Genomic DNA, 11,974 nt, shown 5'->3' with positions numbered 1-11,974 from the left:
GGATTTTCAATTGAACAATCAAGAAGGAGGGAAAACACATGGCGATTAAAAAGTATAAACCAACCTCAAATGGACGTCGTAACATGACTTCATCTGACTTTGCTGAAATCACAACTAACAAGCCTGAGAAATCACTGTTAGAACCGACTAAACGCAAAGCTGGTCGTAATAACCAAGGTAAAATTACTGTTCGTCATCACGGTGGTGGTCACAAGAAACAATACCGTGTTATCGATTTCAAACGTCTTAAAGATGGCATTCCAGGACGCGTTGCTACAATCGAGTATGATCCAAACCGCTCTGCGAATATCGCATTAATTAATTACGCTGACGGTGAAAAGCGTTATATCCTAGCTCCAAAAGGTCTTGAAGTAGGTCAAACGATCGTTTCAGGTCCGGAGGCAGATATTAAAGCGGGTAACGCATTACCATTAGCTAACATTCCAATGGGTACAACTATCCATAACATCGAGTTAAAACCTGGCAAAGGTGGACAACTAGTACGTTCTGCTGGTACTTCTGCGCAAGTACTTGGTCGTGAAGGTAAATATGTTATCGTTCGTCTTCAATCTGGTGAAGTACGTTTAATTCTTGCAACTTGCCGTGCTACAATTGGTCAAGTAGGTAATGAACAACACGAACTTATCAACATCGGTAAAGCCGGTCGTTCTCGTTGGTTAGGTAAACGCCCAACTGTTCGTGGTTCTGTAATGAACCCTAACGATCACCCACACGGTGGTGGTGAAGGACGTTCTCCAATCGGACGTAAATCTCCAATGACACCATGGGGCAAACCAGCTCTTGGTTACAAAACACGCAAAAAGAAAAATAAAACTTCTAAGTTTATTATTCGTGGTCGTAAAAAATAATGTGGTATTACTACGGTTCTATTCGAGAACCGTGGTGGCGTCACGGAGGGAGGTTCCTAAATGGGTCGCAGCTTGAAAAAAGGACCGTTTGTTGATGACCACCTTATGAAAAAGGTGGAAGCACAAGAGGCTTCTGAGAAAAAACAAGTTATTAAAACTTGGTCTCGCCGTTCTACTATCTTCCCGAACTTCATCGGTTTAACAATCGCAGTATATGACGGACGTAAACACGTTCCTGTATACGTGACAGAAGATATGGTAGGTCACAAACTAGGTGAGTTCGCACCGACACGTACTTACAAAGGTCACGGTGCAGACGATAAGAAAACAAGACGCTAATTTTGAGAGGAGGTAATTCCTAATGACACAAGCTAAAGCTATCGCTCGTACAGTTCGTATCGCTCCTCGTAAAGTTCGTCTAGTAGTAGACTTAATCCGAGGCAAGCAAATCGGTGAAGCAGTTGCAATTTTACGTCATACTCCAAAAGCGGCGTCTCCAGTCGTTGAGAAAGTATTAAAATCTGCAGTTGCAAATGCTGAACATAACTACGAGTTAGATATCAATAACTTAGTTGTATCTGAAGTCTTCGTTGACGAAGGTCCAACATTAAAACGTTTCCGTCCACGTGCACAAGGACGCGCAAGCGCTATTAACAAACGCACAAGCCACATCACTATCGTGGTATCTGAGAAGAAGGAGGGTTAATCCGTGGGTCAAAAAGTACATCCAATAGGACTACGTGTTGGTATTATTCGTGACTGGGAGTCAAAATGGTACGCTGAGAAGGACTACGCGACTTTACTTCACGAAGACATCAAAATTCGTAAATATATCGAATCAACACTTAAAGATGCATCTGTATCTAAAGTAGAAATCGAACGCGCTGCAAACCGCGTAAATATCACAATTCACACTGCGAAGCCAGGTATGGTTATCGGTAAAGGTGGTACGGAAGTTGAAAACTTACGTAAATATCTTAACGATTTAACTGGCAAGCGTGTACACATCAACATCGTTGAAATTAAACGTGCTGATCTTGACGCTAAATTAGTAGCTGAAAATATTGCTCGTCAACTTGAGAACCGCGTATCTTTCCGTCGTGCTCAAAAACAATCAATCCAACGCACAATGCGCGCTGGTGCAAAAGGTATCAAAACGCAAGTATCTGGTCGTCTAGGCGGCGCTGATATCGCGCGTGCTGAACACTATAGCGAAGGAACTGTTCCACTTCATACTCTACGTGCTGACATTGATTATGCACACGCAGAAGCTGACACTACTTATGGTAAATTAGGCGTTAAAGTATGGATCTATCGTGGTGAAGTCCTTCCTACTAAAAAGAACTCTGTGGAAGGAGGCAAATAATATGTTATTACCTAAACGCGTAAAATATCGTCGTGAACACCGTGGTAACATGCGTGGTGAAGCGAAAGGCGGTAAAGAAGTAACTTTCGGTGAGTTTGGCCTACAAGCACAAACTGCAAGCTGGATTACTAACCGTCAAATCGAAGCAGCCCGTATCGCAATGACTCGTTACATGAAACGTGGCGGTAAAGTTTGGATTAAAATCTTCCCGCACAAGCCTTATACTAAAAAGCCTCTAGAAGTCCGCATGGGTTCTGGTAAAGGTTCTCCAGAAGGCTGGGTAGCAGTAGTAAAACCAGGAAAAGTAATGTTCGAAATTGCTGGTGTATCTGAAGAGATCGCACGTGAAGCACTTCGTTTAGCATCACACAAACTTCCTGTGAAATGCAAAATCGTAAAACGTCAAGAAACTGGTGGTGAATCTAATGAAAGCTAATGAAATCCGTGACCTTGCCACTTCTGAAATTGAACTAAAAGTGAAATCACTGAAAGAAGAGCTTTTCAACCTTCGCTTCCAATTGGCGACTGGTCAATTAGAGAACACAGCTCGCATCCGTGAAGTTCGCAAAGCGATCGCACGTATGAAAACTGTGATTCGTGAAAGAGAAATCAGTGCAAATAACTGATAAAGGAGGTTTTCAAGTATGACTGAGCGTAATCAACGCAAAGTTTACACGGGCCGCGTAGTTTCAGATAAAATGGACAAAACAATTTCTGTTTTAATCGAAACACACAAAAAGCACAAGCTTTATGGTAAACGTGTAAAGTACTCTAAAAAGTTTAAAGCTCATGATGAGTTAAACGAAGCGAAAATCGGTGATATCGTACGTATCATGGAAACTCGCCCGCTATCAGCTACGAAACGTTTCCGCCTAGTGGAAGTTGTAGAAAAAGCGGTTATTATTTAATAACTAATTCGGAACATACCAATTTCCGAAGGGAGGTAACCTAAGTGATCCAACAAGAAAGTCGTATGAAAGTTGCTGACAACTCAGGTGCACGTGAAGTATTAACAATTAAAGTGCTTGGTGGTTCTGGACGTAAGACTGCTAACATCGGCGATATCGTCGTTTGTACAGTTAAGAAAGCAACACCAGGTGGCGTTGTCAAGAAAGGTGACGTTGTTAAGGCTGTTATCGTTCGCACTAAATCAGGTGCTCGTCGTAAAGACGGCACTTACATCAAATTTGACGAGAATGCTTGCGTAATTATCAAAGATGATAAATCACCACGCGGAACTCGTATTTTCGGACCAGTTGCACGCGAATTACGCGATGGCAACTTCATGAAAATCGTTTCCCTAGCTCCAGAAGTTCTTTAATTTCATGACAGTACCAATCAAGGAGGTGCGACACATAATGCATGTTAAAAAGGGCGACAAAGTAAAAGTTATTACTGGTAAAGATAAAGGTAAAGAAGGCGTAATCTTAGCTGCTTTCCCTAAACAAGACCGCGTTCTTGTTGAAGGTGTAAACATCGTTAAGAAACACGTTAAACCTAACCAACTTAACCCACAAGGTGGGATTGTATCTCAAGAAGCTGCAATCCACGTTTCGAACGTAATGCTAATTGATCCGAAATCTGGCGAGCCGACTCGCGTAGGCTTCAAGATCGAAGACGGCAAAAAAGTTCGTGTTGCAAAAAAATCAGGTGTAGTAATCGACTAATAAGTAAAATGAGAAGGGAGGTACAAACATGAGCCGCCTAAAAGAAAAATATTTAAATGAAGTTTCACCTGCTCTTATGAGCAAGTTTGAATATACGTCAGTTATGCAATTGCCTAAAGTGGACAAAATCGTTATCAACATGGGTGTTGGTGATGCTGTTCAAAACTCTAAAGCACTTGATGTAGCTGTTGAAGAATTAACTACTATCACTGGTCAAAAACCAGTAGTAACTAAAGCTAAAAAATCTATCGCTGGTTTCCGTCTTCGTGAAGGTCAAGCAATCGGTGCTAAAGTTACATTACGCGGTGAGCGTATGTATGAATTCCTGGACAAATTAATTTCTATCGCACTTCCACGTGTACGTGACTTCCGTGGTGTTTCTAAAAAAGCATTTGACGGTCGCGGTAACTACACTCTAGGTGTTAAAGAACAGTTAATTTTCCCAGAAATCGATTACGATAAAGTTTCAAAAGTACGCGGTATGGACATCGTGATCGTAACTACTGCGAATTCTGACGAAGAAGCTCGCGAGTTATTAACACAGTTCGGTATGCCGTTCCAAAAGTAATAAAACAAGGAGGGCGAAAACGTGGCTAAAAAATCAATGATCGTTAAACAACAACGCACGCAAAAATTTAAAGTACAAGAATATACACGTTGTGAACGCTGTGGCCGTCCACACTCTGTATATCGCAAATTTAAACTTTGCCGTATTTGTTTCCGTGAACTTGCATATAAGGGACAAATTCCTGGCGTTAAAAAAGCCAGCTGGTAATCCCCTAATTTGGGAAGGAGGTAAATTTTCATGACAATGACTGATCCGATTGCAGACATGCTGACTCGCATTCGTAATGCGAACATGGTTCGTCACGAGAAGTTAGAGGTTCCTGCTTCTAACGTTAAGAAAGAGATCGCTGAAATTTTAAAGCGTGAAGGTTTCGTACGTGACGTGGAGTACGTAGAAGACAATAAGCAAGGTATCATCCGTATTTTCTTAAAATATGGAAAAGAGAACGAGCGTGTAATTACTGGTCTTAAACGTATCTCTAAACCAGGTCTACGTGTATATGCTAAAACAAATGAAGTACCAAAAGTATTAAACGGTCTTGGTATCGCTTTAGTATCTACTTCACAAGGTTTATTAACTGATAAAGAAGCTCGCGCTAAACAAGTTGGCGGAGAAATCTTAGCATACGTTTGGTAATTAGCAATAAATGAATGGAGGTGCAACAATATGTCTCGCGTAGGTAAAAAACTTATCGAGGTACCTGCTAACGTAACAATCGAAATCGCTGCTGATAACGTAGTTACTGTTAAAGGTCCTAAAGGCGAATTAACTCGTCAATTCCATAAAGATATGACAATCGTAGTAGAAGGCGCGATCTTAACTGTATCACGTCCATCTGAATCGAAAGAACATCGTACTAACCACGGTACAACTCGTGCGTTACTAGCTAACATGGTAACTGGTGTTTCTGAAGGTTTCACTCGTTCTCTAGAACTTATCGGTGTAGGTTACCGTGCTCAATTACAAGGTTCAAAACTTGTGCTGAACGTTGGTTACTCTCATCCAGTAGAGTTCACACCTGAAGAAGGTTTAGAAGTCGAAGTTCCTTCGAACACTAAAATCATCGTTAAAGGTATTTCTAAAGAACGCGTTGGTGCATTAGCATCTAACATCCGTGACGTACGTCCACCAGAGCCTTACAAAGGTAAAGGGATTCGTTACGAAGGCGAAATCGTTCGTCGTAAAGAAGGTAAAACAGGTAAATAATGCTGCTTAAGCATTAATTTAGAAAGGAGTGACCTCTGTGATTACGAAACAAGACAAAAATCAAGTTCGTAAAAAACGTCATGGGCGTGTTCGTTCTAAGATTTCGGGTACTGCTCAACGTCCACGTTTAAACGTATTCCGTTCTAACAAGAACATTTATGCACAATTAATCGACGACGTAGCTGGCGTAACTTTAGTTTCTGCTAACACTCAAGAAAAATCTTTTGAAGGTGTTGGAGCAAACGTAGAGTCTGCTGCTAAAGTCGGCGAAATCATCGCTAAACGCGCTGTTGAAAAAAATATTACTGCTGTTATATTTGACCGTGGTGGTTACTTATATCATGGACGTGTGAAAGCTCTAGCTGAAGCTGCCCGTGAAAACGGCTTAGAATTTTAATAAGAAGGAGGGACATACTTCATGAGTCGCATTGACGCAAACAAATTAGAACTTGAAGAACGCGTAGTTACTATTAACCGTGTTGCTAAAGTTGTTAAAGGTGGTCGTCGCTTCCGCTTCACAGCACTAGTTGTTGTTGGAGATAAAAATGGTCATGTAGGTTTTGGTACTGGTAAAGCCCAAGAGGTTCCAGATGCAATCCGTAAAGCCGTTGAAGACGCGAAGAAAAACTTAATCGAAGTACCACGCGTGGGTGGAACTACTCCACACTTAGTGCAAGGTCGCTTCGGTGCAGGTTCAATTTTAATTAAACCTGCAGCTCCTGGTACAGGAGTTATCGCTGGTGGTCCAGTACGTGCAGTACTTGAACTTGCTGGTATTACTGATATTCTTTCAAAATCTCTAGGTTCAAGCACACCAATTAACATGGTGCGCGCAACTGTAGCAGGTTTAACTGAATTAAAACGCGTAGAGGACGTTGCAAAACTTCGCGGTAAATCAGTGGAAGAAATATTAGGATAAGGGGGGAATTATAATGGCTAAATTACAAATCACCCTTACTAAATCTGTTATCGGTTCTAAACCGGGACAACGTAAAACTGTTGAAGCTTTAGGCTTACGTAAACTTAACCAAACTGTTGAACAGGCTGACAACGCAGCTATTCGCGGTATGTTAACAATAGTAGCTCACTTAGTTACAGTTAAAGAAATTTAATTTCACATCATTGAACAAGGAGGTGCTCCCATATGAAACTTCATGAGTTAAAACCCGCAGAAGGTTCTCGTAAACAACGTAACCGTGTAGGTCGTGGTATCGGTTCTGGTAACGGTAAAACTGCAGGTAGAGGTCATAAAGGTCAAAACTCTCGTTCTGGCGGCGGCGTTCGTCCTGGATTCGAGGGTGGTCAAAACCCTTTATTCCGTCGTTTACCTAAACGTGGCTTTACGAACATTAACCGTAAAGAATACGCGATCGTTAACCTTGATGCGTTAAACCGTTTCGAAGATGGTGCAGAGGTAACACCTGCATTATTACTAGAAATTGGTGTTGTGAGCAATGAAAAAGCAGGAATTAAAATTCTTGGTCACGGTACGCTTTCTACTAAGCTTACTGTTAAAGCTCACAAGTTCTCTGCTTCTGCTAAAGAAGCTATCGAAAACGCTGGCGGAACAACAGAGGTGATTTAATGTTTCAGACGATCTCTAACTTTATGCGCGTTCGAGATATAAGAAATAAAATCATCTTTACACTTTTAATGTTAATCGTTTTTCGTATCGGGACATTCATCCCGGTACCAAACGTTGACTCTAATGTATTAAAGGCAACTGATGAGTTTAACTTAGTAGGTTTCCTTAATACGTTTGGTGGTGGTGCACTTGCAAACTTCTCGATCTTTGCGATGGGAATTATGCCGTATATCACAGCCTCAATTATTGTCCAGTTACTACAAATGGACGTTGTACCGAAGTTTGCTGAATGGGCGAAACAAGGTGATGTGGGACGACGTAAGTTGACTCAGTTCACTCGTTACTTTACGATCGTACTAGCCTTTATACAATCTTTCGCAATGTCATTTGGGTTTAACCAGTTCTACGGCGGATCATTGATTACAGACACTAGTATTGGATCGTATATAACGATTTCAATCGTTCTTACTGCTGGTACTGCATTCCTATTGTGGTTATCTGAACAAATTACTGCAAACGGAGTTGGTAATGGTATTTCTATTATTATCTTCGGTGGTATCGTTGCGGCGATTCCAAATGCAGTAAACCAAATTTATGCACAACAAATTGAAGGTGCGGGGGAACAACTTTTTATTAAGATTGTAATCTTAGCATTACTCGTTTTAGTGCTACTTGCTGTTGTAGTTGGGGTAATTTACGTTCAACAAGCGTTGCGTAAAATTCCGATTCAATATGCAAAACGAGTTGCGGGGCGTTCGCCTCAAGTTGGTGCGCAACAAACGCATTTACCGTTAAAAGTAAATGCTGCAGGGGTTATTCCGGTAATCTTCTCAGTGGCGTTTATTGTTACACCGCAAACTTTAGCAACGTTCTTCGGTCAAAATAACGTAACAGAATTCATCACAAATACGTTTGATTATTCAAAACCGGTTGGGATGTTAATTTACGTATCGTTGATCGTGGCATTCACATATTTCTATGCATTCATTCAAGTGAATCCGGAAAATGTAGCCGACAACTTGAAAAAGCAAGGTGCATATATCCCGGGTATTCGCCCAGGTAATGACACTCAAGCTTATCTTACTAAAGTTCTTTATCGCTTAACTTTCGTTGGTGCGATTTTCCTTTGTGTCATTGCAGTAATGCCAATTATCTTTATTAACTTTATGAACCTTCCGGCTTCGGCTCAAATTGGGGGAACAAGTTTAATTATCGTAGTCGGTGTTGCGCTTGAAACAATGAAACAATTAGAGTCGCAATTAGTGAAACGCCACTATAAAGGCTTTATGAAATAATGTTGGTTTTAGGAAACGTTATGTTTCCTGAGCCAGCTAAGTTTTAAGGGGGAGCAATTACGTATGAATATCGTTTTAATGGGTTTACCTGGTGCCGGTAAAGGTACACAGGCTGACAAAATTGTTGAGAAGTACGCAATCCCTCATATTTCTACAGGCGACATGTTCCGTGCTGCTATTAAAGATGGCACAGAATTAGGCTTACAGGCTAAATCGTTTATGGATCAAGGAGCTTTAGTTCCTGATGAAGTAACAATTGGTATCGTTCGTGAGCGACTGGCTCAAGCAGACTGCGAAAAAGGATTCTTATTAGACGGATTCCCACGCACAGTTCCTCAAGCAGAGGCTCTAGATAGCATTCTTGAAGATCTTAACCGTGGTATTGAACATACGATCAATATTCAAGTTGAAAAAGATGAATTAGTAGCACGTTTAAGCGGCCGTCGTATTTGTAAAACTTGCGGCACTTCTTACCACTTAATTTTCAATCCTCCTGCTGAGGAAGGGAAATGTGATAAAGAAGGCGGAGAGTTATACACTCGTGCGGATGACAATCCTGATACAGTTGCAAACCGTCTGGAAGTAAATATGAACCAAGCACAACCGTTACTTGATTTCTATCAAGCAAAAGGTGTTCTTACAAATATTGATGGACAGCAGGACATTTCAAAAGTTTTTGCTGATCTAGATGCTCTATTAAAGAGCAGCCGTAGCTGATACCCGCCCGGGCGCTAGAGAGTTTCCGCGGGAGGCGTGCGGAGGCAACAACGAAACATAATTTTTTGAGAGTTGCAAAAGCATATTGTGCCCGGTATATACTGAACATTAAGGTTGAGCACTTCATTGTGTGATGACATCTTAAACAATGTATAATGGGTTTCGTGGAAGCATCTGTGTAACGGGTATGAATCTCTCATCCAAGACATTCCGGCTATCGTGTTAACATAAGGGATACAGTTCCTTTACCGGATACTGTTCATTCCATGGATTGTGTGAAGCGAAACCAGACGAGCGTCTTATCGAACATCTCTCATACAATCCAAACATATGTTGAGACGAGTTGCTTCTTAATAGGAGAAAACAGTTGCATGACCTCGATTTTTCGAGTTCTGAATTTGCATATAGAAGGGAGACGAGAGTTGATGGCGAAAGACGATGTAATTGAAGTCGAAGGGACAGTTGTTGAGACTTTGCCAAACGCGATGTTTAAGGTAGAATTAGAAAATGGGCACACTGTGCTTGCACACGTATCTGGAAAGATTCGTATGCACTTTATCCGCATTCTACCTGGAGATAAGGTTACTATTGAGTTATCTCCTTATGATTTAACTCGCGGTCGTATCACATACCGTTTTAAATAATCTTTTGCACTCCGGACTACTAAGGAGGTTAGGTTAGATGAAAGTGAGACCATCTGTGAAACCGATCTGCGAAAAATGTAAAGTAATTCGCCGACGCGGTAAAGTAATGGTAATCTGTGAAAATCCTAAACACAAACAAAAACAAGGGTAATTAATAAGGAGGTGCACAACGTACATGGCACGTATTGCTGGTGTTGACATTCCTCGCGACAAACGCGTGGTAATTTCTTTAACTTACATTTACGGTATTGGTAAAACGACTTCTGAAAAGGTATTAGCTGCTGCAGGTATCGCTGAAGATACTCGCGTACGCGACTTAACTGAAGATCAATTAAACCTAATCCGTGAGCAACTAGACTCGCTAAAAGTGGAAGGTGACTTACGTCGCGAAATTTCACTAAACATTAAACGTCTGATGGACATCGGTTGTAACCGTGGTATCCGTCACCGTCGTGGTTTACCTGTTCGTGGTCAAAATACGAAGAACAATGCGCGTACGCGTAAAGGTCCTCGTAAAACTGTAGCGAACAAGAAAAAATAATTAAGTAAAGGAGGTTCCTTCTTAACATGGCTCGTAAACAACAAACTCGTAAACGTCGTGTGAAAAAGAATATCGAAGCTGGTATTGCACACATCCGTTCTACATTTAACAATACAATCGTAACGATTACAGATATGCAAGGTAACGCAGTATCTTGGTCTTCAGCTGGTGCGTTAGGTTTCCGTGGATCACGTAAATCAACTCCATTTGCTGCGCAAATGGCTGCTGAAACTGCTGCAAAAACTTCAATTGAGCATGGTCTGAAAACGTTGGAAGTAACTGTTAAAGGTCCTGGTTCTGGTCGTGAAGCTGCAATTCGTGCACTTCAAGCTGCTGGTTTAGAAGTAACTGCTATTAAAGACGTTACTCCAGTTCCTCATAACGGTTGCCGTCCACCAAAACGTCGTCGCGTGTAATGGGTGCAGCTTAAGGGTATAACTCTTAAGTACATCATTTCTTTTGTGCAAAAGTCTTGTGCATTTTAACGGTCAATCAAAGATCGACAACTATGATGGTATGAACCTATACATTTGATGTTTTGAAGGAGGGTAAATTGAATGATCGAAATTGAAAAACCAAAGATTGAAACAGTGGAGATCAGCGAAGCTGCCAAATATGGCAAGTTTGTTGTAGAACCGCTAGAGCGCGGATATGGAAATACTTTGGGTAATTCTTTACGTCGTATCCTTCTGTCTTCATTACCAGGAGCTGCTATTACGTCAATTCAAATTGACGGCGTATTACACGAATTCTCTACTGTAGAAGGCGTTGTAGAAGATGTTGCATCAATTATCTTAAACGTTAAAAAGCTAGCTTTAAAAATCTACTCTGACGAAGAAAAAGTCATTGAGATTGATGTGAAGGGTGACGGAACGGTTACAGCTGCTGACATAACACATGACAGTGACGTTGAAATTTTAAATCCAGATCTATATATTGCAACAATCGCTAAAAACGGTCATTTACGTATGCGTATGTACGCACAACGCGGCCGTGGTTATACTCCTGCTGATCAAAACAAACGTGAGGATCTTCCTATTGGCGTGATCCCGATCGACTCTATTTACACTCCAGTTTCACGCGTCAATTTCCAAGTTGAAAACACTCGTGTTGGACAAAATTCTGACTACGATAAGTTATCACTTGATGTATGGACAGATGGCAGCATCGGTCCGAAAGAGGCGATTTCGCTTGGAGCGAAAATTTTAACCGAGCATTTAAACATCTTTGTAGGCATGACGAACGAAGCACAAACTGCTGAAATCATGGTCGAAAAAGAAGAAGATCAAAAAGAAAAAGTATTAGAGATGACTATCGAAGAGCTTGATCTTTCTGTTCGTTCTTATAACTGCTTAAAGCGCGCTGGTATCAATACGGTACTGGAGTTAGCTAACAAGTCAGAAGACGACATGATGAAAGTACGCAACTTAGGTCGTAAGTCTTTAGAAGAAGTTAAAGCGAAGTTAGAAGAGCTTGGTTTAGGATTACGTAAAGAAGACTAAGCGAACTTTAAAAT

24 protein-coding genes are annotated in these 11,974 nt (G+C 41.1%); all 24 read left to right on the top strand.

Annotation, left to right across the window (positions count from 1 at the left end):
• Window positions 1-38: 38 nt before the first annotated feature.
• On the top strand, window positions 39-869 hold the full coding sequence (gene rplB / locus MHH87_RS17450; RefSeq protein ID WP_340750650.1) for a 50S ribosomal protein L2: 831 nt from the start codon (window positions 39-41) through the stop codon (window positions 867-869).
• A gap of 60 nt (window positions 870-929) precedes the next feature.
• The gene (gene rpsS / locus MHH87_RS17445; RefSeq protein ID WP_004233637.1) at window positions 930-1,208 is read left to right on the top strand and encodes a 30S ribosomal protein S19; all 279 of its coding nucleotides are present in this window, start codon (window positions 930-932) and stop codon (window positions 1,206-1,208) included.
• A gap of 22 nt (window positions 1,209-1,230) precedes the next feature.
• A complete protein-coding gene (gene rplV / locus MHH87_RS17440) occupies window positions 1,231-1,575 on the top strand; it encodes a 50S ribosomal protein L22 (protein WP_188227236.1) in 345 nt (114 codons plus the stop codon).
• A 3-nt stretch (window positions 1,576-1,578) separates the two neighbouring features.
• Entirely contained in the window at window positions 1,579-2,235 is a 657-nt protein-coding gene (gene rpsC / locus MHH87_RS17435) for a 30S ribosomal protein S3 (protein ID WP_340750647.1), read from the top strand.
• Window position 2,236: 1 nt separating this feature from the next.
• The gene (gene rplP, locus MHH87_RS17430; RefSeq protein ID WP_340750644.1) at window positions 2,237-2,671 is read left to right on the top strand and encodes a 50S ribosomal protein L16; all 435 of its coding nucleotides are present in this window, start codon (window positions 2,237-2,239) and stop codon (window positions 2,669-2,671) included.
• The gene (gene rpmC, locus MHH87_RS17425; protein ID WP_004233646.1) at window positions 2,661-2,861 is read left to right on the top strand and encodes a 50S ribosomal protein L29; all 201 of its coding nucleotides are present in this window, start codon (window positions 2,661-2,663) and stop codon (window positions 2,859-2,861) included. The genes rplP and rpmC overlap by 11 nt, the downstream gene beginning before the upstream one ends.
• An 18-nt stretch (window positions 2,862-2,879) precedes the next feature.
• A complete protein-coding gene (gene rpsQ, locus MHH87_RS17420) occupies window positions 2,880-3,143 on the top strand; it encodes a 30S ribosomal protein S17 (protein WP_340750642.1) in 264 nt (87 codons plus the stop codon).
• A gap of 44 nt (window positions 3,144-3,187) precedes the next feature.
• The gene (gene rplN / locus MHH87_RS17415) at window positions 3,188-3,556 is read left to right on the top strand and encodes a 50S ribosomal protein L14 (protein WP_008406955.1); all 369 of its coding nucleotides are present in this window, start codon (window positions 3,188-3,190) and stop codon (window positions 3,554-3,556) included.
• 37 nt (window positions 3,557-3,593) lie between these two features.
• A complete protein-coding gene (gene rplX, locus MHH87_RS17410) occupies window positions 3,594-3,902 on the top strand; it encodes a 50S ribosomal protein L24 (protein WP_340750640.1) in 309 nt (102 codons plus the stop codon).
• Window positions 3,903-3,930: 28 nt separating this feature from the next.
• Window positions 3,931-4,470, top strand: coding sequence for a 50S ribosomal protein L5 (rplE, locus tag MHH87_RS17405; RefSeq protein WP_340750638.1), 540 nt, complete (start codon window positions 3,931-3,933; stop codon window positions 4,468-4,470).
• Between the two features lie 21 nt (window positions 4,471-4,491).
• A complete protein-coding gene (rpsN, locus tag MHH87_RS17400) occupies window positions 4,492-4,677 on the top strand; it encodes a 30S ribosomal protein S14 (protein ID WP_008406949.1) in 186 nt (61 codons plus the stop codon).
• A gap of 30 nt (window positions 4,678-4,707) precedes the next feature.
• Window positions 4,708-5,106, top strand: a complete 399-nt coding sequence (gene rpsH, locus MHH87_RS17395) for a 30S ribosomal protein S8 (protein WP_340750636.1) — start codon at window positions 4,708-4,710, stop codon at window positions 5,104-5,106.
• Between the two features lie 30 nt (window positions 5,107-5,136).
• Window positions 5,137-5,676 carry a 50S ribosomal protein L6 gene (gene rplF / locus MHH87_RS17390; RefSeq protein WP_340750634.1) on the top strand — a complete coding sequence of 180 codons (540 nt, stop codon included), beginning with the start codon at window positions 5,137-5,139 and terminating at the stop codon, window positions 5,674-5,676.
• A gap of 37 nt (window positions 5,677-5,713) precedes the next feature.
• The gene (rplR, locus tag MHH87_RS17385) at window positions 5,714-6,073 is read left to right on the top strand and encodes a 50S ribosomal protein L18 (RefSeq protein WP_340750632.1); all 360 of its coding nucleotides are present in this window, start codon (window positions 5,714-5,716) and stop codon (window positions 6,071-6,073) included.
• A gap of 21 nt (window positions 6,074-6,094) precedes the next feature.
• Complete coding sequence (gene rpsE, locus MHH87_RS17380) at window positions 6,095-6,595, top strand: 30S ribosomal protein S5 (RefSeq protein WP_340750630.1); 501 nt, start codon at window positions 6,095-6,097, stop codon at window positions 6,593-6,595.
• Window positions 6,596-6,605: 10 nt separating this feature from the next.
• Window positions 6,606-6,788, top strand: coding sequence for a 50S ribosomal protein L30 (gene rpmD / locus MHH87_RS17375; RefSeq protein ID WP_340751043.1), 183 nt, complete (start codon window positions 6,606-6,608; stop codon window positions 6,786-6,788).
• 32 nt (window positions 6,789-6,820) lie between these two features.
• Window positions 6,821-7,261, top strand: a complete 441-nt coding sequence (gene rplO, locus MHH87_RS17370) for a 50S ribosomal protein L15 (RefSeq protein WP_340750628.1) — start codon at window positions 6,821-6,823, stop codon at window positions 7,259-7,261.
• Complete coding sequence (secY, locus tag MHH87_RS17365) at window positions 7,261-8,556, top strand: preprotein translocase subunit SecY (protein ID WP_340750626.1); 1,296 nt, start codon at window positions 7,261-7,263, stop codon at window positions 8,554-8,556. The genes rplO and secY overlap by 1 nt, the downstream gene beginning before the upstream one ends.
• A gap of 63 nt (window positions 8,557-8,619) precedes the next feature.
• A complete protein-coding gene (locus MHH87_RS17360; RefSeq protein WP_340750623.1) occupies window positions 8,620-9,273 on the top strand; it encodes an adenylate kinase in 654 nt (217 codons plus the stop codon).
• A gap of 425 nt (window positions 9,274-9,698) precedes the next feature.
• Window positions 9,699-9,917, top strand: coding sequence for a translation initiation factor IF-1 (gene infA / locus MHH87_RS17355; RefSeq protein ID WP_016839390.1), 219 nt, complete (start codon window positions 9,699-9,701; stop codon window positions 9,915-9,917).
• A 37-nt stretch (window positions 9,918-9,954) separates the two neighbouring features.
• A complete protein-coding gene (rpmJ, locus tag MHH87_RS17350; protein ID WP_000868344.1) occupies window positions 9,955-10,068 on the top strand; it encodes a 50S ribosomal protein L36 in 114 nt (37 codons plus the stop codon).
• Between the two features lie 24 nt (window positions 10,069-10,092).
• Window positions 10,093-10,458: a 30S ribosomal protein S13 gene (gene rpsM, locus MHH87_RS17345; RefSeq protein ID WP_340750621.1), complete on the top strand. Its 366-nt coding sequence runs from the start codon at window positions 10,093-10,095 to the stop codon at window positions 10,456-10,458.
• A gap of 26 nt (window positions 10,459-10,484) precedes the next feature.
• Window positions 10,485-10,874 (top strand): 30S ribosomal protein S11, encoded by a 390-nt coding sequence (gene rpsK, locus MHH87_RS17340; protein WP_340750619.1) that lies wholly within the window; start codon window positions 10,485-10,487, stop codon window positions 10,872-10,874.
• A gap of 141 nt (window positions 10,875-11,015) precedes the next feature.
• Window positions 11,016-11,960, top strand: a complete 945-nt coding sequence (locus MHH87_RS17335) for a DNA-directed RNA polymerase subunit alpha (protein ID WP_340750618.1) — start codon at window positions 11,016-11,018, stop codon at window positions 11,958-11,960.
• The last annotated feature ends 14 nt before the right edge of the window (window positions 11,961-11,974 follow it).

It is taken from the genome of Solibacillus sp. FSL H8-0538 (genome assembly GCF_038003525.1).
In the GTDB taxonomy this organism is placed as follows: domain Bacteria; phylum Bacillota; class Bacilli; order Bacillales_A; family Planococcaceae; genus JBBOPI01.
The sequence above is the reverse complement of the archived record's forward strand: the minus strand, read 5'-3'. Positions and strand labels throughout refer to the sequence as shown.